The sequence below is a fragment of the Streptomyces sp. NBC_01257 genome (genome assembly GCF_035917255.1).
Lineage (GTDB): Bacteria > Actinomycetota > Actinomycetes > Streptomycetales > Streptomycetaceae > Streptomyces.
The window spans coordinates 6,032,656-6,054,525 of the sequence record NZ_CP108472.1 but is presented as its reverse complement, the minus strand read 5'-3'; the positions used below and the strand labels follow the sequence as shown (position 1 = coordinate 6,054,525).

General features: G+C 71.9%; 19 protein-coding genes. 6 read left to right on the top strand and 13 right to left on the bottom strand.

Going from position 1 to position 21,870, the window contains the following annotated elements:
* Nucleotides 1–123 precede the first annotated feature (123 nt).
* Entirely contained in the window at nucleotides 124–1,593 is a 1,470-nt protein-coding gene (locus tag OG408_RS26475; protein ID WP_266782623.1) for a zinc-dependent metalloprotease, read from the top strand.
* Entirely contained in the window at nucleotides 1,590–2,150 is a 561-nt protein-coding gene (locus OG408_RS26470; RefSeq protein WP_285564602.1) for an NUDIX hydrolase, read from the top strand. Before OG408_RS26475 ends, OG408_RS26470 begins: the two co-directional genes overlap by 4 nt.
* Nucleotides 2,151–2,250: 100 nt before the next feature.
* Here OG408_RS26470 and OG408_RS26465 read toward each other — a convergent pair whose 3' ends face one another.
* From OG408_RS26465 to OG408_RS26450, 4 genes are all read right to left on the bottom strand, one after another.
* Nucleotides 2,251–3,006, bottom strand: a complete 756-nt coding sequence (locus OG408_RS26465; protein ID WP_266782619.1) for an AIM24 family protein — start codon at nucleotides 3,004–3,006, stop codon at nucleotides 2,251–2,253.
* Between the two features lie 19 nt (nucleotides 3,007–3,025).
* Nucleotides 3,026–3,706, bottom strand: coding sequence for an AIM24 family protein (locus tag OG408_RS26460; RefSeq protein ID WP_266782617.1), 681 nt, complete (start codon nucleotides 3,704–3,706; stop codon nucleotides 3,026–3,028).
* Between the two features lie 11 nt (nucleotides 3,707–3,717).
* Complete coding sequence (locus tag OG408_RS26455; RefSeq protein WP_285564601.1) at nucleotides 3,718–5,346, bottom strand: TerD family protein; 1,629 nt, start codon at nucleotides 5,344–5,346, stop codon at nucleotides 3,718–3,720.
* A 106-nt stretch (nucleotides 5,347–5,452) separates the two neighbouring features.
* A complete protein-coding gene (locus OG408_RS26450; protein WP_266782614.1) occupies nucleotides 5,453–6,076 on the bottom strand; it encodes a M48 metallopeptidase family protein in 624 nt (207 codons plus the stop codon).
* Between the two features lie 187 nt (nucleotides 6,077–6,263).
* Between OG408_RS26450 and OG408_RS26445 the strand changes: the two genes are divergently transcribed.
* Nucleotides 6,264–7,409, top strand: coding sequence for a ThiF family adenylyltransferase (locus OG408_RS26445; RefSeq protein ID WP_266782612.1), 1,146 nt, complete (start codon nucleotides 6,264–6,266; stop codon nucleotides 7,407–7,409).
* A gap of 41 nt (nucleotides 7,410–7,450) precedes the next feature.
* Nucleotides 7,451–8,965 (top strand): ABC1 kinase family protein, encoded by a 1,515-nt coding sequence (locus OG408_RS26440; protein ID WP_326672322.1) that lies wholly within the window; start codon nucleotides 7,451–7,453, stop codon nucleotides 8,963–8,965.
* Between the two features lie 39 nt (nucleotides 8,966–9,004).
* Here OG408_RS26440 and OG408_RS26435 read toward each other — a convergent pair whose 3' ends face one another.
* From OG408_RS26435 to OG408_RS26415, 5 genes are all read right to left on the bottom strand, one after another.
* Nucleotides 9,005–9,208: a hypothetical protein gene (locus OG408_RS26435; protein WP_266782608.1), complete on the bottom strand. Its 204-nt coding sequence runs from the start codon at nucleotides 9,206–9,208 to the stop codon at nucleotides 9,005–9,007.
* A gap of 243 nt (nucleotides 9,209–9,451) precedes the next feature.
* The gene (locus OG408_RS26430) at nucleotides 9,452–9,775 is read right to left on the bottom strand and encodes a hypothetical protein (protein WP_326674595.1); all 324 of its coding nucleotides are present in this window, start codon (nucleotides 9,773–9,775) and stop codon (nucleotides 9,452–9,454) included.
* 32 nt (nucleotides 9,776–9,807) lie between these two features.
* Nucleotides 9,808–10,176 carry a WhiB family transcriptional regulator gene (locus tag OG408_RS26425; RefSeq protein WP_250967773.1) on the bottom strand — a complete coding sequence of 123 codons (369 nt, stop codon included), beginning with the start codon at nucleotides 10,174–10,176 and terminating at the stop codon, nucleotides 9,808–9,810.
* Nucleotides 10,177–10,349: 173 nt separating this feature from the next.
* A complete protein-coding gene (locus OG408_RS26420; protein WP_266782605.1) occupies nucleotides 10,350–10,685 on the bottom strand; it encodes a hypothetical protein in 336 nt (111 codons plus the stop codon).
* 166 nt (nucleotides 10,686–10,851) lie between these two features.
* Nucleotides 10,852–13,041 carry an ATP-dependent DNA helicase UvrD2 gene (locus OG408_RS26415; protein WP_266782603.1) on the bottom strand — a complete coding sequence of 730 codons (2,190 nt, stop codon included), beginning with the start codon at nucleotides 13,039–13,041 and terminating at the stop codon, nucleotides 10,852–10,854.
* 219 nt (nucleotides 13,042–13,260) lie between these two features.
* Here OG408_RS26415 and OG408_RS26410 point away from each other — a divergent pair, with 219 nt between their 5' ends.
* Complete coding sequence (locus OG408_RS26410; RefSeq protein ID WP_249954276.1) at nucleotides 13,261–13,503, top strand: mycoredoxin; 243 nt, start codon at nucleotides 13,261–13,263, stop codon at nucleotides 13,501–13,503.
* A gap of 132 nt (nucleotides 13,504–13,635) precedes the next feature.
* Here OG408_RS26410 and OG408_RS26405 read toward each other — a convergent pair whose 3' ends face one another.
* From OG408_RS26405 to OG408_RS26390, 4 genes are all read right to left on the bottom strand, one after another.
* Nucleotides 13,636–14,799: an alpha/beta fold hydrolase gene (locus tag OG408_RS26405; protein ID WP_326672317.1), complete on the bottom strand. Its 1,164-nt coding sequence runs from the start codon at nucleotides 14,797–14,799 to the stop codon at nucleotides 13,636–13,638.
* Nucleotides 14,800–14,978: 179 nt separating this feature from the next.
* Nucleotides 14,979–15,923 (bottom strand): NAD(+) diphosphatase, encoded by a 945-nt coding sequence (gene nudC / locus OG408_RS26400; protein WP_326672315.1) that lies wholly within the window; start codon nucleotides 15,921–15,923, stop codon nucleotides 14,979–14,981.
* A 44-nt stretch (nucleotides 15,924–15,967) separates the two neighbouring features.
* A complete protein-coding gene (locus OG408_RS26395; protein ID WP_266782594.1) occupies nucleotides 15,968–17,362 on the bottom strand; it encodes a dipeptidase in 1,395 nt (464 codons plus the stop codon).
* Nucleotides 17,363–17,372: 10 nt separating this feature from the next.
* A complete protein-coding gene (locus OG408_RS26390; protein WP_326672311.1) occupies nucleotides 17,373–20,798 on the bottom strand; it encodes an ATP-dependent DNA helicase in 3,426 nt (1,141 codons plus the stop codon).
* A gap of 153 nt (nucleotides 20,799–20,951) precedes the next feature.
* On the opposite strand from OG408_RS26390, the gene OG408_RS26385 reads away from it, so the two are divergent.
* Nucleotides 20,952–21,857 carry an SAM-dependent methyltransferase gene (locus OG408_RS26385; protein WP_266782590.1) on the top strand — a complete coding sequence of 302 codons (906 nt, stop codon included), beginning with the start codon at nucleotides 20,952–20,954 and terminating at the stop codon, nucleotides 21,855–21,857.
* Nucleotides 21,858–21,870 lie beyond the last annotated feature (13 nt).

Below are 21,870 nucleotides of genomic sequence, written 5' to 3'. Positions count from 1 at the left end.
CTGCCGCAGGCCGGGAGCAGGCGGAGCACTGAGGCCCCGAGCGGACTTGGTGTCTACGCTGGATGGTGATGTCGGGCAGTCGCCGTCGGTTCGATCCGGCGGCCCTACGAGCCGAGGAAACCCGTGAGTGACACCCCATTCGGATTCGGCCTTCCGCCGGAGGAGCCGGACGACGGCGACAAGGGCAAGAAGAACGACCCCACCGGAGGTGGGCAGGGTTCGGGCGGTCCGGCGAACCCGTTCGGCTTCGGCCCGGGCGCGGGCGGTGACAATCCCTTCGCCGCCATGTTCGGCTCCATGAACCCGAACGACCTGGGCGCGGCCTTCCAGCAGCTCGGCCAGATGCTGAGCTACGAGGGCGGTCCCGTGAACTGGGACATGGCCAAGCAGATCGCCCGCCAGACGGTCTCGCAGGGCAACCAGGACGGCACCAAGGACGCGAGCGTCGGCCCGTCCGAGCGGGCCGCGGTCGACGAGGCGCTGCGCCTCGCGGACCTCTGGCTGGACGGTGCCACGTCGCTGCCCTCCGGTTCGGTCTCCACCGTGGCGTGGAGCCGTGCGGAGTGGGTCGAGGCGTCCCTCCCCGCCTGGCAGAAGCTCGTCGACCCGGTGGCCGAGCGTGTCGGCCTCGCCATGGGTGATGTGCTGCCCGAGGAGATGCAGGCGATGGCGGGGCCGCTGATCGGCATGATGCGGTCGATGGGCGGCGCCATGTTCGGCCAGCAGATCGGGCAGGCCGTCGGCGTGCTCGCGGGCGAGGTGGTCGGCTCGACCGACATCGGGCTGCCGCTCGGTCCGGCCGGCAAGGCCGCGCTGCTTCCGCTGAACGTGGAGCGGTTCGGCAAGGACCTGAGCGTGCCGCAGGACGAGGTGCGGCTGTACCTGGCCCTGCGCGAGACCGCTCACCAGCGGCTCTTCGCCCATGTGCCGTGGCTGCGCTCGCACCTGTTCGGTGCGGTCGAGGGCTATGCGCGCGGGATCAAGGTCGACACCAGCAAGCTGGAGGACGTGGTCGGCCAGTTCGACCCGTCGCAGCCCGAGCAGTTGCAGGACGCCCTTCAGCAGGGCATGTTCCAGCCGGAGGACACCCCGGAGCAGAAGGCCGCCCTGGCCCGTCTGGAGACGGCCCTCGCGCTGGTCGAGGGCTGGGTGGACGCCGTGGTGCACGAGGCCGCGAAGTCCCGGCTGACCTCCGCCGACGCACTGCGCGAGACGATGCGCAGGCGGCGCGCCTCCGGTGGTCCCGCCGAGCAGACGTTCGCCACGCTGATCGGCCTCCAGCTGCGGCCGCGGCGGCTGCGTGACGCCTCGCGGCTGTGGGCCTCGCTCACGGACGCGCGGGGTCTGGACGGACGCGACGCGCTGTGGGAGCACCCCGACATGCTGCCCACCGCCCACGACCTGGACGATCCGGACGGATTCGTCCACCACGAGCAGCTGGACTTCTCCGAGCTCGACAAGATGCTCGGCGAGGCGGCGAACGGGCCGCAGAAGCCCGCTCCCGGTGCCGGCACGGACGCGGACACCGACACCACGGACAGGCCCGAGGACGGCCCCGGGGACGACGACGGCAAGGACGACACCGAGAAGTGAGCCTGCACGACGACGCCGTCCTCGTACTGAAGGACTACCGGCACGGGGCGGACACGCCCGACGAAGCCCAGGAGGAGCTGCGGCGCTCCTATCTGGACCATCTGGCGCTGCATCCCGACGGCATGTGGAAGGCCTGCGGGGCCGGGCACCTGACGGCGAGCGCCCTGGTCATCGACCCGGAGCGCGGCAAGGTGCTGCTCACCCTGCACCGCAAGCTGCGGATGTGGCTGCAGATGGGCGGCCACTGCGAGCCGGGGGACGCCACCCTGGCCGCCGCGGCGCTGCGGGAGGCGACGGAGGAGTCCGGCATCGCGGATCTGACCCTGCTTGCGGGCGGCCCGGTGGTCCTGGACCGCCATCCGATCCCCGCACCGTGCCACTGGCACCTGGACGTGCAGTACGCGGCACTGGCGCCCTCGGGCTCCACGGAGGAGATCAGCGACGAGTCGCTCGATCTGCGCTGGTTCGCGTACGACGAGGTCGCCGGGGTCGCCGACTCCTCGGTGGTCCGTCTGATGGAACGTACGCGTGAGGCACTGGACGGCGGCCGGCGGTAGCGACGGCATGGATGAATGAGTAAGGGGCGACCTCTCGGGAGGCCGCCCCTTACTCGTCCGTTCACCGCGCCGGCCCGTCAGGGGACCGGCGCACCATGGCTCAGTTCCAGGCGTTGTTCTGGTTCTGGGCGTGGGATCCCTGCTGGCCCATGCCGTACTGGGCCCGCAGGCCCTGGCCGATCTGGGCGCTCTGCGGCGGCAGTACCTCGCTCGGCTGGACCAGGGCGAAGCCCTGCCCGAGGAAGCTGAGCTCCCAGCCCTCGCCCGTGTTGCCACGTCGGCGGAAGACCCCGGAGGAGTGCGTCTGGGCCTGCATCTGCACGCGCAGGGAGCTGGACCAGGCGACGATCGCGTCGGCGTCGGCGTTGACGTACTTGTCCGGCGTGACCTGCATCATCAGCGGCTGGCCGGAGGTCATCAGCGCGACCTTCCCGGTCCCGGAGATGTTGAGCTGGTACTTCCCGGTGCCCGAGATGCCGTACTGGCTGTCCACCGCGATGACCTCGGTGTGGAGCGAGGAGTCGAGCGCCAGAACGTAGGCGCTGTCCACCGTCAGACCGTCCCGGTCGACATCGACCACGTGGACGTACTGCGCGAGGTTGGCGAGGTAGACGGTGCCCTGCCCGGAGCAGCGCATCAGGTCCAGGCCCTCACCGGTGGCCGCGCGGGCGCGGCGCTGTCCGTGCGACTGGTACTCGCCGTCGAACTCCATCAGCCCCTGGTACGCGACCATGGCCCCCTTGCGGGCGAGGACGTCGTCGTGGCCGGTCAGCGAGACCCGCAGGAGCTGCGGGTTCTGGACCGTGTACCGCTCCTGGGACTGCTGTTCCGTGTAGCTGAAAAGCGGACTCTGCATGGTGTGTCCTCCCTCCCCGTCAGGCCCGGACGCGCAGGCGGTCGGTGCTGTCCTCGCTCGGCTGGACGACGACGATCCCCTGGCCAGAGAAGGCCATCTGGAACGCCTCGCCGCTGCCCCGCCCGATGAGCGAGGAGGCCTTGAAGCTGCGCTTGCCCTTCACCTTCAGGTTCGGGGACCAGGCCACGAGGGCGTCCGGGTCGACGTACGTCTCGTCCTCGCCGCGTCCGCAGTCGACGACGATCGGCGTGCCGCGCGAGGTGATCGCGACCCAGCCGGTGCCGGAGATGCACACGTTCCACAGGCCCTGGCCGGCGAACTTGGCCAGCCCCTTGACCCTTTCGACGCCCCACGTGAGGTGGCCGTCGAAGGCGAGGACATTGGTGCCGTTGACCGAGAGGGAGTCGTTGTTGAGATTGACGACGACCACGTCGGCGCCGTAGTCGGCGAGGTAGAGCAGGCCGTCACCGGCGCACTTCATCAGGGGCGCGCCCTCGCCGGTGATCCACTGGGAGGCGATCTGGCGGACGGCCGGCGGGTTGGGCTCGTACTGGATGAAGCCCTCGTACGCGACCATCGAGCCGGTGCGCGCGAAAAGGTCCTGGCCGGTCGCCATGGCGACCTTCAGCATCGAATGGCCGTGGTTCTCCATCCGGGCCGTGACGGGGGTCGGGGCGTAGCCCGCGAGTTGCTGATTCATGACGGGCTCCCTCAGACCTCGTAGGGCTGGACGACGATGAAGTTGCCGGGTGCGCCCCGGAACTGGAGGTTCACGGTCTCTCCGCTGTGGCCCGGATAGGCGTTGCGGCGCAGCCGGACCTGGCTGGAGATGATCACCTGGGACGCGGCCGACCACGCCACGACGGCGTTGCAGTCGGCGAAGGTGGTCGGGGTGACCGGCAGGACGACCGGGACGCCGTGGGTCTTGACGACGACGGTGCCGGTGCCCTGGAACTGCATGGTGAACAGGGCGCCGCCGGGAATGCCGTGGCCCTCGATCCTGCGGACCTCGTACTGCAGCGACTCGTCGAAGGCGAGGACGCTCTCGGCCGAGACGCAGATGCCGTCGCCCTGGAGTTCGATGGCGTGCAGATGGGAGGCGTCCTCGGCGAGGAAGACCTGTCCCCGGCCGGTACAGCGCATCAGCTGCATTTCCTGACCGGTGGCGTTGCCGACCATCCGGCCCGCGAAGCCGGCGCCCTTGTAGCCGAAGTCGACCTTGCCCTGGTACATCACCATGCTGCCCTGCCGGGCCAGCACTCCCGCGCCGCCCATGGTGAGGTCGACGCGCATGAGCTGCTGGTTCTGCGGTGTCCAGCGCTGTCCGGTGGCCGTCTCCTTGTACGGCTGGAGCGCGGCGACCAGTCCCGCACCGGTCTGCGGCACCCCTTGCGGCATGCCCTGGGGCGCGCCTGGCGGCTGCTGTCCGAACGGCGCCGGGGCCGGCTGTCCGTAAGGCGCGGGGGCCTGCTGCCCGAAGGGGGCGGGGGCCTGAGCCGGGACCTGTCCGAACTGCGGCTGCTGGGGTGGCTGCCCGAACTGCGGCTGCCCGGGCTGTCCGTACGGCGCGGGCGCGGGCGGCGGCGGAACCGTGCCGCCCTGCGGGGCCAGCGGTGCCGCTATGGTCGGCGCGGCGTGCATCTGCTGCTGCGGCGTGGGTGCCGGTGCCTGCGCTGCCGGTGCGCCGAAGGACGGCGCGGGCTGCGGGGCCTGCGGTGCGGCCGGTGCGCCGAACGAGGGCGGTGCGGCGGCCTGTGCGGGCGGGGCGAACGACGGGGCAGCGGACTGCGGAGGGGCTGCGGCAGGGGCCTCCTCGGCGACCTCGCCGCCGAAGTTCTTCAGCAGCGCGTCGAGCCCGCCGTCGAAGCCCTGGCCGATGGCGGCGAACCGCCAGACGTCCTTGAGATAGAAGTCGCCGAGCATCACCGCACGTTCGGTGGTGAATTCCGAGCCCGTGAAGGCGTACCTGACGACTTCCTCGCCGCCCGCGACGATCCGGATGTATCCGGGGCCGACCTGCGACATCTGTCCGGCACCGTCGAGCGTCGCGGTGAAGGACAGTTTGTGGATGTTCGCCGGAACCCGGTCCAGGGTGACGCGGAACGACTCCGTGTCGCCTGCCTGGGCACCGAGAAGCTGAATGGACTCCTCGGGCGATTTCGGCTGATTGAAGAAGATGAAGTAACGGTCGTCGGAGAGCTGCTCATTGGCATCGAGGCCGAAGCAGCTGATGTCAAAGGTCAGTCCCGGGCCGGCGACCTGCACACCTACGTACAGGTCCGTCCCCGGCGTGAGATCGCTGATCTTGGCCTTGTGGCCGCGTTGGAATTCCCTGGCCATGCGTAACGACCGTCCCCCATCCGGAAGGTAAATGCGTCGCGTCAGGCTAACCGCAAACCGCGGCTTCCGGCCAAGCCGGTACAGACCCGGTACAGAATCGCGAACGTCACTCGCCGCGCGCGGCGGGCAGATGGGGCAGCCGGTCGGCCGCCACCACCCCTTCGAGATAGCCACGGGCCCGCTCGGTACGGGGGTAGGCGTCGAGGAGCCGCCAGAACCGCGGACCGTGCCCCGGCACCAGGAGATGGGCCAGTTCGTGGACGAGCACGTAGTCGACGACGTACTCCGGCATGCCCTGCAGCCGGTGAGAGAGCCGGATGCTCCCCTCCGCCGGGGTGCACGATCCCCAGCGGGTGTTCTGGTTGGTCACCCACCGCACGGAGACGGGCCGGGCCCGGCCCTCGAAGTACTGGGCGGACAGCCGCTCCGCCCGCTCGGCGAGTTCGCTGTCGCCGAGGATCCGTTTGTTCTCCTGGGCGGCGAGCTTGTCGAGCATCACGCTCACCCAGCGCCGCTCCTCGGCCTCGGACATCCGGGCGGGAATCAGCACGATGGTGCGGTCGCCCTCCCGGTACGCGGAGACCGTTCTGCTGCGGCGGGCGCTCCTGCGGACCTCGACCGCGCTCGTCGCCGAGGCACGGGGCTGATGGTCTGCCGCACTGCGCCGGTGGGTTCCGGCACCGCGCGCGGAAGTCTCCCCGGCGAAGCCGGGTGACGGGTCGGCGGGCACGGCACGACGTTACCCGCTGTCAGTGGGGGAAGTCCCGCCTCCGGAACGGTTCACACATGATCCGCGCCATGGCTTGCACCATTTGAACGACTAATACCCCATGCCTGTGGACAACTTTTCACACGCTTCCGCGGCACGCCGCATTCTGGCAATGGATCTCGCGCAGGCACACAGACCGGGGGAAGCCGTGCATCCGATGTTGAAGCCCGCACTGCGCCGCGCATGGCGCGGCAGCGGCACCGTGCAATTCGGAGTGACGCCCGCACATGCGGTCAAAGTGGGCCCGATGGATATCGCGACGGGCTGTTTCCTGGAACTGCTCGACGGAACACGCGGGATGTCCCTGCTGCGCCAGGAGGCCAGGGCGCTCGACCTGAATGATCATCAAGTGGAGACGCTCGTGGCGCGATTGACGGACGCCGGACTCGTCGACGACGTGCGGGCGGGCGGCCCGGAGGCCGATGCCCTGCGGAACCGGGTGGACGCTCTGGAGCGCCACCGGCCCGACCTGGCGTCACTCTCCGTGGTCCATCCCGAACCAGGAGGGGGGATGCGGCGGCTGGCCGCGCGCCGCTCCATGCGGGTCCAGGTGCGGGGCGCCGGCCGGGTCGGCGCGGCGGTGGCGGCGGTCCTCGCCGGATCCGGGGTGGGCCGGGTCGAGGTCCTGGACGGCGGCTGCGCCGAACCGTGCGACGTGTCGCCCGGCGGCCTGCCGGCGTCGGCGGTCGGGGAGCGCCGGGACTCGGCCGCGCGGCAGCTGGTCCGTCGCTCCTCCCCCGGTCCGGCGCCTCGCTCCGGACAGTCGTCGGCGGGTCCCGCGAGCGGTGAGCCCGGCCTCTCGCTGATCGTCGTCGCCCCGCGCGACGGCCTGTCCGTCTACGTCCCCGATCCGCGCACGGCCGAGCCGTGGATCTCCTCGGGCACCCCTCATCTCTATGCGGGGGTCATCGAGGCCACGGGCTTCGTCGGACCGCTGGTGCTGCCGGGAGGCACGGCCTGTGCGGGATGTCTCGAACTGCACCGGCGGGACCGGGACCCGCAGTGGCCACGGATGCTGGCTCAGTGGCAGTCCGGCCGGCGCACCGCCGTGCAGGCGTGCGACCTGGGCCTGGCGACGGCGGTGGCCGGGCTCGCGGCGGCCCACGCACTGGCCTTCCTGGACGGCGAACTGCCCGCCAGTACCGGGGCCCGCTGGGAGGCCGCACTGCCGCTGTTGGACTGGCGGTCGGAGCGGATCGCAGCACACCTCGACTGTTCCTGCGGGGCGGGTGGGCACACTGAGGGGGTGCGCACCTCCGGGGCCGGCACGGCGCACGACACAATGGCCGGGTAACCGCCGCACGCGGCGCGGCAGTCTGGGATTTGGAGGGGCATATGTCTGATCTTCCCCGGAAGGCGGTCACCCGAACCGCCAAGCTGGCCGCGCTGCCTTTGGGGTTCGCCGGCCGTGCCACGTGGGGGCTGGGAAAGCGCATCGGCGGGAAGTCCGCGGAGCTGGTCGCGCGCGAGGTCCAGCAGCGCACCGCCGATCAGCTCTTCAAGGTGCTGGGCGAGCTGAAGGGCGGGGCCATGAAGCTGGGCCAGGCCCTGTCCGTCTTCGAGTCCGCGCTGCCCGAGGAGGTCGCGGGCCCCTACCGTGCGGCGCTGACCAAGCTCCAGGAGGCGGCCCCGCCCCTGCCGAGCGGCACGGTCCACGCGGTGCTGGCGGAACGCCTGGGTGAGGACTGGCGGGAGCTGTTCCTGGAGTTCGAGGACAAGCCGTCGGCGGCCGCCTCGATCGGGCAGGTGCACCGGGCGGTGTGGCACGACGGCCGGGAGGTCGCCGTGAAGGTGCAGTATCCGGGCGCCGGTGAGGCCCTGCTGTCGGATCTGACCCAGCTCAGCCGGTTCGCCCGGCTGCTCGGCCCGCTGATCCCCGGTATGGACATCAAGCCGCTCATCACGGAGCTGCGCGACCGGGTGTCGGAGGAGCTGGACTACGAGCAGGAGGCGCAGTCGCAGCGGGAGCACGCCGAGGAGTTCGCGGACGATCCCGATGTGCTGGTGCCCGGGGTGGTCCACCAGTCCGATCAGGTGCTGGTCACCGAGTGGATCGACGGGGTGCCGCTGGCCGACGTGATCGCCGACGGGACACCGGAACAGCGGGACCGGGCGGGACAGCTGCTGGCCAGGTTCCTGTTCTCCGGCCCCGCGCGCACCGGGCTGCTGCACGCGGACCCGCACCCGGGCAACTTCCGGCTGCTGCCCGCGGCCCCGTCCCCCGCGACGGACGGCGAGGGCGACGGCAAGGGCCGCGGCGAGGCCGAGGACGGTCAGGGCGGCGGCGCGGACGGCGGGGTGGCGCGATGGCGGCTGGGCGTCCTCGACTTCGGGACCGTGGACCGGCTGCCGGGCGGACTGCCCCGGACCATCGGGGACTCGCTGCGGCTGACGCTCCAGGGTGACGCGGACGGGGTGTACCAGCTGCTGTGCGAGGAGGGGTTCGTCAAGGAGTCGATCGACCTCGCACCGGACGCGGTCCTCGACTACCTCCTGCCGATCATCGAACCGGCCGAGGTGGAGGAGTTCACCTTCAGCCGGAGCTGGATGCGCAATCAGGCCGCCCGGATAGCGGACCCGCGCTCCCCGGCGCATCAGCTGGGCAAGCAGCTGAATCTGCCGCCCTCCTATCTGCTGATACACCGGGTGACGCTGAGCACGATCGGGGTGCTGTGCCAGCTCGGTGCCACGGTCCGGCTGCGCGAGGAACTGGAGTCCTGGCTCCCGGGGTTCCTGGCGCCGGATGAGGACGCGCAGCCGGAGGAGGCGTCCGAGGATGATGCGGTGGACGCGCAGGACGCGGCGGAGGATGCCGTGGAGGGCGCCGTGGCCGGTGCGGATGTGACGTAGCGGCTCGGTGCCGGACACCGCGGTGGTGTCCGGCGGCGTTCACCACCAGGCGGAGTCGAGGCGCCCCTCGATGGCCCTGATGTGGGTACGGGCACAGGCGTCACAGAAGTAGCGGCGGCTGCCGTTCTCCACGGAACAGAGCCAGGTCGGCGGTGCGCTGTCGCTCGCGGCGCGGGTTCCGCACAGGGCGCACACGACGCCCCCGGTACCCGCTTCTCCGGGGCGATGAGTCTCCTCGTCCACCTGGTGACGATAACTCCGCCGCGGTGTTCCGGCGCGGCGCGGCGCCACACGGCACACAGCCGTAACACGGACCGCCGTCGCACGACCGCGGGGCCGGTCCGAGTGGACCGGCCCCGCGGTAGGGGTACTTCTGTGTCTGCTGCTGCGTTCACCGCTGGGACTGCTGCGGGGATCGTCTGCTTCTTGCCGGGAGCAGAGAGCGGCTGCCCCCGGCGGTTACTGCGGCGTGCGGTCCTGCTCGGTTCAGTGCATGACCGCCATGGCCAGCGCACGGCGGGCGCGCATAGAGGCGCGCTCGGCCCTGCGCTGCATGCGCCGCGCGGTGATCAGGCGCACGGCCTGACGTTCCGCGTCGGCTTCCCGCGGGCGGTCGTGCATATGAGCACGAGCCAGGGCTTCTGGGATGAGTTGCATCTCGCGGGTCCTGTTCTGACGCGAGTCGTTCGCGCCGATGATGGTGACGTCCGGTGTCGCGGAGCCGACGGGCTCCCTCGTGGGGATGGTCATTGGTGCCTGGTTTCGGGGGTCGTGTGTCAGGGGACGGTCGATGGTTCCGATGCGCTTCATGGGCTTGGGGGCCGTGACCCCCAGGTCGGCGGTCACGCCGCGACCGGGTTCTTGCGCGGACGGCCACGGGGCCGCTTGCGAGCGACGACGACGCCCTGGATGAAGAGCTCGCCACCCCAGACGCCCCACGGCTCGCGGCGCTCCTTGGCGCCGGCGAGGCAGGCCTCGACGAGCGGACAGGTGCGGCAGAGGGACTTGGCGTACTCGACGTCGGCCGGCGACTCGGCGAAGAAGACCTCCGGGTCGTAGGAGCGGCAGGGGACGGGTACGCCGAGGTTCTCGATGGCGTCGTCGAGCGCGGTGAGCGCGGTGAGGGGGATCAAGGTGGAGTCCTCCGTGAGGCCGGGCGGGGGGAGTGTTTCGGAAGGCGGTACGGACGGGGCGTGCGCTTCGAGTTGCACGGTGGTGGTGTCCTCGTCTGGTCGTTTCCGGCCTGTTGGCCGGGGGGCGGCTGGTACCAGTTCTTGCTTGTCCCGAGGCTCCTTCGCGCTGTCTCGTCCGTTCGGACAAAACAAAAGGGCCGCGGATCCCGAGTGGGGTTCCGCGGCCCTGAAGGCGCCGGCCTGATCGTCGATCAGGCTGGATCACTCCAGGGTTCAGGCCCACGGAAGGCCCACATCGTGTGGTGGTGCGTCGTCTGCTTCTTGGCTCCGGCTTCCGCTCCCGCACCGACGGCCGCAAAGGCATAGGCCTGGGCCTGTCCCTTCGCTACTGCTGCTGCCGGTGCCTGGGTCGGTCGCTCATTGCGCTCCCGCACGGGAAGGTTCGCCAGGGACAGCGGGCTGACGGCGGAAATGCCGGACATACCGGTGCCACGCAGTGAAGACTTCGAAGAGCAGGCGAGGCCGAGCGAGCAGGCGGAGACGACCGAGAGATCGGTCATTTTGTTGGTCTCGATGATGCTGATCACTTCAATCGCCTCCTCTCGGCGTCTCGGGGGGACCGGCCAGGCCGGTCCTGCGTATTCGGATAAGTACAGCACAGGGTCAGGGCTTCAGAGAAGTCGCTGTTCCCGTGGTTAAGAACCTATGGTGATGACTGGGGCGGGCGCAAACTATTTTTTCGACGAGTTTTTCTCACACCTCCTCGTCGGCCTCCTCGGGCCCCTCAGCCCCGTCCCCACCTGCGCAGATGTCGAGCACGGCGGCTCCGAACCGGCCCAGCTTCCGCGCGCCGACCCCGGAGATCCCGGCCAGTTCGCCCTCGCTGCCCGGCACCGCCTCCGCGATGGCCATCAGCGTCTTGTCGGTGAACACGCAGTAGGCGGGCTGCCCGATCTCCTGCGCCCGCTCCGCGCGCCAGTCGCGCAGCCGCTCGTACAGCGCCTCGTCCATGTCGGACGGGCAGTCGTCGCAGCGCATCAGCTTCATCTCACCGGCATCGGTCAGAGTCTTGCCGCAGACCCGGCACAGCGCCGGTCCACGCCGCTTCCGCCGGGCCGCCGCCGGGCGTTCGATCCCGCCGCTGCCGCCGGCCGTCGCCCGGCCGCCGAGCGCCGCCGAGCCGGGGCGCAGCCCGTTCAGGAAGCGGCTCGGGCGGCGGCCCGCCCGGCCGCCGGGCGAGCGGGCCAGCGACCACGACAGCGAGAGGTGGAAGCGGGCCCGGGTGACGCCGACGTAGAGCAGCCGGCGCTCCTCCTCGACCTGCTCGTCCGTCTTGGCGTAGGTGATCGGCATCATGCCCTCGGTCAGTCCGACCAGGAACACGGCGTCCCACTCCAGGCCCTTCGCCGAGTGCAGGGACGCCAGCGTGACCCCCTGGACCGTGGGGGCGTGCTGGGCCGCCGCGCGCTCGTCCAGTTCGGCGACCAGGTCGGACAGGGTCGCGCCCGGCCTGGCCTGTTCGAAGTCCTCGGCGAGCCTGACGAGGGCGGCCAGGGACTCCCAGCGGTCGCGCACCGCCCCCGATCCGGCGGGCGGCTCGCTGGTCCAGCCCTTGGTGGAGAGCACCGCCCGCACCTCGGAGGGCAGGCCCTCCGCGTCGTCCAGCAGGGAGTCGTTGCCCCCGGCCCGGGCGGCGCCGCGCAGGGCGACGCCCGCTTCCCGTACCTCCGGGCGCTCGAAGAAGCGCTCCGCTCCCCTGAGCTGATAGGGCACGCCCGCGTCCGCGAGGGCCTGCTCGTAGACCTCGGACTGGGAGTTGACCCGGTAGAGCACGGCGATCTCACCGGCCGGGACCCCGGCGGCGATCAGGTCCCGGATGCGGCGGGCGGTGCCCTCGGCCTCCGCGGGCTCGTCCGCGTACTCCAGGTAGGCGGGGTCGGGGCCCGACTCGCGCTGCGAGACCAGTTCGAGCCGGTGCTCCGCGGCGCGGCCGCGGGCCTGCGAGAGGAGTCCGTTGGCCAGGTGGACGACCTGGGGTGTGGAGCGGTAGTCGCGGACGAGCTTGACCACGGTGGCCCGGGGGTGACGGGTGCGGAAATTCAGCAGGTGGTCGGGGGTGGCGCCGGTGAAGGAGTAGATCGTCTGGCTGGCGTCGCCGACGACGCAGAGGTTGTCCCGGTCGCCGAGCCAGAGGTCGAGCAGCCGCTGCTGGAGCGGGCTGACGTCCTGGTACTCGTCGACCACGAAGTGCTGGTACTGGCGGCGGACGTGGTCGGCGATGTCGTGGCGGTCCTGCAGGATGCCGACGGTCAGCAGGAGCACGTCCTCGAAGTCGATCACCGTGCGGTCGCGCTTCAGCTGCTCGTACATCGCGTAGACCTGGGAGATCTCGGCGGGATCGCGCGGGGCGTCGCGCTGGGACTTGGCGACGACGGCCGGATAGTCGGCGGGCACGGTCTGGGTGACCTTGGCCCATTCGATCTCGCTCGTGACATCGCGCAGTTCGTTGCGGTCGAGGCGGATGCGGCAGCGGGCCGCCGCCTCGGCGACCAGCTGGACCTTGCGCTCCACCAGCCGCGGCAGTTCACCACCGACCGCTTTCGGCCAGAAGTACTGGAGCTGGCGCAGCGCCGCGGAGTGGAAGGTCCGCGCCTGCACCCCGCCCGCGCCGAGCTGGCGCAGCCGGCCGCGCATCTCGCCCGCGGCCCGGTTGGTGAACGTGACGGCAAGCACGGTGGTCGGCTGGATGATCCCCGCGCGCACCCCGTAGGCGATGCGGTGCGTGATGGCCCGCGTCTTGCCCGTACCGGCCCCGGCCAGCACGCACACCGGCCCCTGCAGGGCCATGGCGACCTCGCGCTGCTCGGGGTCGAGCCCGTCGAGGACGGCGTCGGCGGAGTCGGGGACCTGGGGGAAGAGGGTGGAATGCGTTGCTGATGTCACCCCGCCATGCTGCCAGGTCGGAAGGGGCGGAAGGGGAAGTTGTCCACAGGCCCGTCCCGTCCGTCGTACTAATCGGGGGCGGGCCCGGGAATGGTGGCCAGGTCACGTGCGTTCTCCTTCCGTGCGGCAACGCATGTCCCCGCCTCGCCGTGTGACGGACGAGACGCGCCGGGACGTGGCGGGAATGCCGGAACCGATGAGACAGAGGAGCGCCAAGACATGCCGGGCACTGTGACGATGTACAGCACCACGTGGTGCGGCTACTGCCGTCGGCTCAAGGGCCAGATGGACCGCGAGGGCATCGCGTACACCGAGATCAACATCGAGCAGGACCCGGAGTCGGCGGCCTTCGTCGAGAAGGCGAATGGCGGAAACCAGACGGTCCCGACCGTTCTCTTCCCCGACGGTTCGACCCTGACGAACCCCTCGCTGGCGCAGGTGAAGCAGAAGGTCGGCGTCTGACGCCGCCCCTCTCCCCGTACACCGCACCGCCCCCACCGGTCGAGACCATGTGTCGAGACCACCGGTGGGGGCGGTGCTGTGTGCGGACGGGAGAGGGAGCGCGGACAGTGTCCGGACCGGCGCGGGCCCGTCTCAGCCCACTGGGAGGAACCCGTCGAGGATGTCGGCCAGTGGGCCGGGCTGTTCGAGGGTCTGCATATGGGGTGCGCGCGGAAGCTCCCGGTAGACGGAGCCGGGGATGCGCCCGGCGACCCCGGACATGAACGCGGGCGGCGCCGCCGCGTCGAGTTCTCCGGCGACGACCAGGGTCGGTGCATGGAGATCGCGGAGCCGGTCCCGCACGTCGAGGGTCTTGTACGCCCGCCAGGTGGCGGCCCAGTCGGCCGGATCGAACCGGCGGACGCGCTCGCGGGCGTACCGCACGCCCCAGGTGTTCTCGGCGAGCGCCTCGGGGGTGAACCAGCGGGTGAGGGTGGGGGCGATCTGGGCGTCCATGCCCTCGGTCTCGGCGGCGCGGGCCCGGGACTCGAAGGCCTCGGGGACCGGGTGGTCGGGGGCTCCCAGCAGGGCGAGGGACGCGATCCGCCCGGGGTGCAGGACGGCGGCGGTCTGGCCGATCGCACCGCCGACGGACAGCCCGACGACATGCGCCCGCTCCAGTTCCAGGGCGTCGAGCACCGCCACCAGGTCGGTGCCGAGGCCGGACATGCCGGTGGCGGCGGGCGCACCGGCTGCCGCCCCGTGGCCACGGATGTCGTAGGCGAACACCCGCCGGCCCGCGGCCAGCCGTTCCATGACCGGCTCCCACATCCGCCAGTCGACGCCCAGGGAGTGGACCAGCAGCACGGGCGGTCCTTCGTCGCCCCGCCGCGCCACCACCGTGTCGTGGTCGCCCAGCCGGACCGTGCGCAGCGCGGCCGGCCCGGGCAGTCCGGACGCGGTCAGCACCTCGTCGACGACGGCCAGTGCGTTCAGTGCGCGCGGCAGGCCGGCGTAGAGCGCCACGTGCTCGCACAGGGCGAGCAGCTCCGAGGCCGCGTGGCCCTGGTGCAGGGCCGCACGGGTGTGGGTGGCGAGCTGGCCCTCGGCCCCGCCGAGCGCGGCCAGGACCGCCACCGTCACGAGCTCCCGCTCGGCCCAGCCCAGTTCGGCGTGGGTGACCACTCCCGCGGCCGCGTAGTCGACGAGGGTGGCGTACATCTGCGGCGACTGCTCCCGGATCCGCGCCAGGGCGTCCTCGGCCGGCACCCCGGTCAGGCCTTCGTAGGCGCGTCGCCCCCGTGCGTGCTGGTCCATCGCGTGCTCCCGTTCCTCGGACTGTCGGTGCGACGATCATCGAGGGGCGCCGGGCCGTACGTCCGCGATTCCCTCGGACCGGCCGTCGGCCGCCCGGGGAAGTCACCGGACCGGGCCCGCAGGACCGAGAAAACAGCCGGACCGAGAGACGGCTGGACCGAGAAACAGCCGGACCGGGCTCAGCCGGTCCGGACCGGCTTCGGCAGGGGCTTCCCGTACCAGATCTCGATCAGGCGGGCGGCGATCGAGATGCCGAACGGGGGCAGGATCTCGCCCGACTCGAAAGCGGCCGTCAGCTCCTCGCGGGAGAACCAGCGGGCCTCCTCGATCTCCTCGCCGTCGACGTTGATGTCGAACGTCGTGGCCCGGGCCATGAAGCCGAGCATCAGGCTGGACGGGAAGGGCCAGGGCTGGCTGGCGATGTACTCGACCTCGCCGACCGTGACGCCCGCCTCCTCGAACACCTCGCGCGCCACGGACTGCTCGATCGACTCGCCCGGCTCGACGAAGCCCGCCAGCGTGGAGAAGCGGCCCTCGGGCCAGTGCACCTGGCGGCCGAGCAGGGCACGGTCCTGGTCGTCGGTGACGAGCATGATGACCGCCGGGTCGGTGCGCGGGTAGTGCTCGGCGCCGCAGGCCTGGCAGCGGCGGATGTGGCCGGCCGCCGCGATCACCGTGCGTTCGCCGCAGCGCGAGCAGAAGCGGTGCAGCCGCTGCCAGTTCTCCAGCGCGACCGCGTGCACCATCAGGCCGGCGTCGCGGGCGCCGAGGAGCAGGCCGGCCTCGCGCAGGCCCGCGGGGCGCGCCGACTGGTCCATGCGGCCAGGCAGCGAGTCCTTCTGGAGGGCGAAGTAGCTGACGCCGTCGTCGTCGGTGCCGAGGAAGTAGCGGTGGGTCTCGGTGACCGGTGCCTCGAAGGCGGGGGTCATCACGAGTTCGGTGCCGTCGGCGGTGTCGTCGACCAGCACCTGCCCGCCCGAGACGACGAAGACCCGGGTCGTGGGGTGGCTCCACGCGGCGGACAGCCAGGCCTCGTCGAGGCGGTGGTGCGCCGCGCGGTCGATGCCGCTCGGCGCGGTCAGACCGATGGGACGGTCCGTGGTGGCGTTGTCGAAGGTGCTCACAGGTGCTTCCTACTCCCCCGGGATGGATCGGGTGTTCAGAGGATTCAGCGGAGTGCGGCTGCCAGTTCGCCCCAGAGGTGGGCGGTGGTCTCCACACCCTTGAACAGCAGGTCGAGTTCGACCTTCTCGTTGGGGGCGTGCCAGCCGTCGGACGGTACGGAGATGCCCAGGAAGAGGACGGGTGCGCCGAGCACGTCCTGCAGGTCGGCGGCGGGTCCCGAGCCTCCTTCGCGGGTGAAGAGGATCTTCTGGCCGAAGGCCCGTCCCATGGCGCGGGCCACGGCCTGCAGCGCGGGGTGGTCCAGCGGGGTGAGGCAGGGGCGGGTGGCCGGGAGGAAGGTGATCCGTTGGCGGACGCCGGCCGGGACGCGGTCCTCGGCCCAGGCCCGGACCGCCTTCTCGATGCCGTCCGGGTCCTGGCCCGCGACCAGCCGGAAGCTGATCTTGACCTGGGCGGCGGACGGGATGATCGTCTTGCTGCCGGCGCCCTGGTAGCCGCCGCCGATGCCGTTGACCTCGGCGGTGGGGCGGGCCCAGACGCGTTCCAGCGTGGAGTAGCCCGCCTCGCCGGACGCGGCCTGCGACTTGGCGGTACGCAGCCAGGTGGCCTCGTCGAACGGCAGCTCGGCGAAGAGGGCGCGTTCGGTGTCGGTGAGTTCGGCCACACCGTCGTAGAAGCCGGGGACCGCCACCCGGCCGTCGGCGTCGTGCAGGGCCGCGACGAGGCGGGCGATCTCGGTGGCGGGGTTGGGTACGGCGCCGCCGAACGATCCGGAGTGGATGTCCTGCTCCGGCCCGCGCAGCTCGATCTCGCACTCGGCGAGGCCGCGCATGCCGGTGCAGACGGTCGGGGTCGACTCGTCCCACATGCCGGTGTCGGAGACGATGACGGCGTCCGCGCCGAGGCGGTCCGCCTGCTGCTCGACCAGGGCGCGGAAGTGCGGCGAACCCGACTCCTCCTCGCCCTCGACCAGGAGCTTGAGGTGGACGGCGGGGGCGGTGCGGCCGGTCGTGGCGAGGTGCGCCCGGAGGCCGAGGGTGTGGAAGAACACCTGCCCCTTGTCGTCGGCCGCGCCCCGTCCGTACATCCGGCCGTCGCGGATCACCGGCTCGAACGGGTCGGTGTCCCAGCCGTCCTCGCGGGCGGCGGGCTGCACGTCGTGATGTCCGTACACGAGCACCGTGGGGGCGTCCGGGTCGTCGGACGGCCACTCGGCGAACACCGCGGGGGCACCCGCCGTCTCCCAGACCTCGGCGACCGGGAAGCCGGTCTCCGTCAGCTTGGCGGACAGCCAGGCGGCACTGCGCCGTACGTCCCCGTCGTGCTCCGGCTGAGCGGATACGGACGGGATGCGCAGCCACTCGGCGAGATCGTCGAGGAAGGCGGCGCGGTGCTGCTCGGTGTACGTACGGACGGCGTTGTCCGGGGTGTCGCTCATGACCTTCAGCTTATCGGGCCGTGGGAGGTGGCTCGTCCAGGAGGATCCGCTCCAGCTCCGGGCGGCCCGGGAGCCGGGCCGGGCGGACGCTCTCGCCGCTGCGGACGAAGAGGAAGGTGGCCGTGACATCGGTGAGCGGCAGCCCGTGCAGTTCGGCCCAGGCGAGGCGGTAGACGGCGAGCTGGAGGGGGTCGGCGGTGTTGGTGCGGCTGGTCTTCCAGTCGACGATCTCGTACGTGTCCCCGGTGCGGTACACCGCGTCGATACGGCCCCGGATCACCCGGCCGGCCAGGGTGATCTGGAACGGCGTCTCGACGCGGTAGGGGGTGCGGCGGGCGTACGGGGTGCGCTCGAAGGCCTCCTTGAGCTCGGCGAGATCCCGCTCGTCGGCGATGTCGGCGTCGCTCTCGTCGGCGCCGGGGAGCTCGTCGGGGCCGAGCATGGGCAGCGGCAGTTCCTCGAAGCGGGACTCGACCCAGGCGTGGAAGCGGGTGCCCCGCCGGGCGGCGGCCTGCGGCGGCCTCGGCATGGGGCGGGCCAGTTCCTGGGCGAAGCCGTCGGGGTCGTCGGCGAGGCGCAGCAGCTGGGTGGCGGAGAGCGATGCGGGCACGAGGACGTCGCGCACGGTGGCGCGGGCGCGGCGCAGCTCCCCGGCGAGCGCGTCGAGGTCGCGGTCCCAGGAGGCGAGGGTGCGGGACTCCTCGGGGGTGAGCCGCGGGGGCACCCGCTCGGGGGCGCGGGCCGCCGGGACGTGCGGGGCGGCCGGGGGCGCGTCGTCGTCATCGGGGAAGGGCGCGTCGTCCAGGAAGGGGTCGTCCTCGGGGAACAGCTCGTCGTCGGGAGGTCCGGGGCGGGCCTGGTCCGGCGGGGGCGGCTGCTCCTGCGCCGCGTACGCATCAGGCACCGGGCCCGCCGCGGCCAGTGCCTCCAGGTGGGCCATCACCGTGTCCGCGGCGGCCCTGCGGCGGGCCAGCGCGGTGTCGTCGAGCGGCAGCGGCCAGGCGTGGCCGGCCACTGCCCCGGCCGCCAGGGCCGGGTTCTCCTCGTCCTCGGCCGGTTCGTCCGCCCAGGCCTCGATCTCGCCGTGCCCGGCGGCGCAGTGCTCGTACAGCGCGTGCAGGAAGGCGGACGGCCCGCGCGGCTTCTTCTGGTTCGGGCCCCACCAGTGGCCGGAGCCGAGCAGCAGGGTGCGGGGGCGGGTGAAGGTGACGTAGCCGAGGCGGAGCTCCTCGGTGTGCTGGTGCTCCTTCATCTCCTCCTTGAAGCCCTTGAGCCCCTTGGCGTCGAAGGAGTGGACGACGGGCAGGGTGGCGGTGTCGCCGCGCAGGGCGTGCGGGAGGACCTGGGGCTGGGAGGTCCAGGCGTCCCGGGACCGGCCGCTGGGGAACTGGCCGGTGACCAGGCCGGGCACGGCGACGACGTCCCATTCCAGGCCCTTGGACTTGTGGGCGGTGAGGACCTTGACGGTGTTCTCACCGCCGGGCAGCGCGTTGTCCAGGCCCTTCTCGTACTGCGCGGCCGTGCGCAGGAAGCCGAGGAAGGCGAGGAGCGAGGCCTCCCCGTCGACGGCGGCGAACCGGGCCGCGACGTCGAGGAAGTTGGCGAGGGTCTCGCGGCGGCGGGCGGCCAGGGCGTGGGGGGAGGCGGAGAGCTCGACCTCCAGGCCGGTGGTGGACAGCACCCGGTGCAGGACGTCCATCAGCGGGTCGGCGAGGGAGCGGCGCAGGTCGCGCAGTTCGGTGGCGAGGCGGGCGAAGCGGACGCGGGCGTCGGCGGAGAACGGCAGGCGGTCGTCCTGCTCGCCGCCGGAGTCGAGGAACGTGTCCAGGGCGTCGGCCAGCGAGATCACCTCGGCCGGGTCGACGCCCTCGACGGCCTCGGCGAGCCGGCGGTCGGGGTCGAAGTCCGCGTCGTCGCCGTGGGCCGCGCGGTGGACGAGGAGGCGGGCGCGGCGACCGAGGAGCGCCAGGTCGCGGGGGCCGATCCGCCAGCGGGGGCCGGTGAGCAGCCGGACCAGGGAGGCGTTGGCGCCCGGGTCCTGGAGTACCTCGCAGACGGCGACGAGGTCGGCGACCTCCGGCAGGTGGAGCAGTCCGGAGAGGCCGACGACCTCGACCGGGATGTCCCGGGCGACGAGCGCGGCCTGGATCTCCGGGAAGTCACCGGCGGTGCGGCACAGGACGGCGATCTCGCCGGGGGCCTTGCCGGTGCGCACGAGGTGGGCGATCGAGTCGGCGAGCCAGTCGATCTCCTCGGCGTGGGTGCGCAGCAGGGCGCAGCGGACGAGGCCGTCGCGCTCGGCGCCCGGGGCGGGGCGCAGGGCCTCGACGCCCTCGTGCATGGCGCGCAGCGGTGCGGCGAGTCCGTTGGCGAGGTGCAGGAGGCGGCCGCCGCTGCGGCGGTTCTCGCTGAGGGAGTAGCGGGCGGCCGGGGTGCCGTCGGCGTGCGGGAAGTGGCTCGGGAAGTCGTCGAGGTTGGCGACGGAGGCGCCGCGCCAGCCGTAGATGGCCTGGCAGGGGTCGCCGACGGCTGTGACGGCGTGTCCGGACGACGTGCCGTCGGGTCCGCTGCCGAAGAGGGCGGAGAGCAGGAGGCGCTGGGCGACGGAGGTGTCCTGGTACTCGTCGAGCAGGACGACCCGGTACTCGTCGCGCAGGATCGCGCCGACCTCGGGACGGGTGAGGGCCAGCTCGGCGGAGAGCGCGATCTGGTCGCCGAAGTCGAGGAGGTCGCGGCTGCGCTTCGCCTCCCGGTAGCGGCCGGTCAGCGAGAGCAGCTCGCGGCGGGCCTCGGCGGCCTCGGGGATCTTGCGCAGTTCCGCGTTGCTGAGCCCGGCGGTCTCCAGGGTGCGGAGCAGCTCGGTGTCGTACGCCGCGAGCTGTCCGGGACGTACGAGATGTTCGGCCAGCTCGGCGTCCAGGGCCAGCAGATCGCTGACGAGGGTGGGGAACGACCTGGTCAGGGCGGGGTAGGGGCCGGGGGCCTCGCGCAGCACGCGGGCGGCGAGCTGGTAGCGGGTGGCGTCGGCGAGGAGGCGGGTGGTGGGTTCGAGCCCTATCCGCAGCCCGTGCTCGGTGAGGAGCCGGCCGGCGAAGGCGTGGTACGTGGAGATGCCTGGTTCGCCCGGGGGGTCGTCCGGGTCGATGACGTCGGGGTCGGTGACTCCGGCGGCGATCAGGGCCTTGCGGACGCGCTCGGCGAGCTCACCGGCCGCCTTGTTGGTGAAGGTGAGCCCGAGGACCTGCTCGGGGGCGACCTGACCGGTCCCGACCAGCCACACCACCCGGGCCGCCATCACCGTGGTCTTCCCCGACCCGGCTCCGGCGACGATCACCTGCGGGGCGGGCGGCGCGATGATGCACGCCGTCTGCTCCGGGGTGAAGGGAATCCCGAGGAGCTCCTTGAGCTGCTCGGGATCGGTGATACGTGGGGACACTCCACAGAGGCTAACCGGCCGGACCGACAACCCACGAAGCCGTGCGGCGCCCGCGGGCGGGGCCCCGTTTCCCTCCCCCGGGGAGCGCGTAGGCACCGCGGGAAGGTCTAGATTTACCGCTTGTCGCATCAACAGCCTTACGAGGACGGTCATATGAGCGCCGACGCACCCGCCCCTGACGCCACGGAGCTCAGGAAGCGCATCGACACCACGAAGGCGCATCCGGCGCGGGTCTACGACGTCTTCCTCGGCGGCAAGGACAACTACCCGGCCGACCGGGAGGCCGCGGCCATGGCGCTGGCCGCCAATCCGCGCGGCTATCTCACCGTGCGGCACAACCGGGACTTCATGCGCCGGGCGGTCACGCTCGCCGCCCACGAGGGCATCCGGCAGTTCCTGGACATCGGTACCGGGCTGCCGACGCAGCAGAACGTGCACCAGATCGCCCAGGCGGTGGCCCCCGACTCACGGGTGGTCTACGTCGACAACGACCCCGTCGTCCTCGTCCACGCGCAGGCCCTGCTCACCAGCGGCCCCGAGGGACGCACCGACTACATCGAGGCGGACCTGCGCGACCCCGCCACGATCCTCGAAGCCGCCCGCCGCACCCTCGACCTCGACCGGCCCGTCGCCCTCGTCCTCGCCGCCGTCCTCCACTTCATCGAGGACGACGCGGCCTATCCCGTCGTCGAGCGGCTGCTCGGCGCGCTGGCACCCGGGAGTCTGCTGGTGCTGAGCAACGTGAGCTCGGACCTCAACCCCGAGCAGGTCGGCCAGGTGACGAAGGCGTTCAAGGAGCGCGGCTTCGCCATGGTCCGCCGCTCGCACGCGCAGGTGGAGCGCTTCGTGACCGACAACGGTCTGGAGATGCTCGAACCCGGTGTCGTCCCGGTGCACCGCTGGCGCCCCGAGGAGGTCGTCGACCTGCCCGAGGCCGCCGACGCGGATCCGGAGTTCGTGGCGGGCCTGGACGAGCTGGACCGTACGCGCTACCGGCGGATCGACGACGTCACGGACGCGGACGTGAGCGTGTACGGGGTGGTGGCCCGCAAGCTCTGACGCCGGGGCCCGG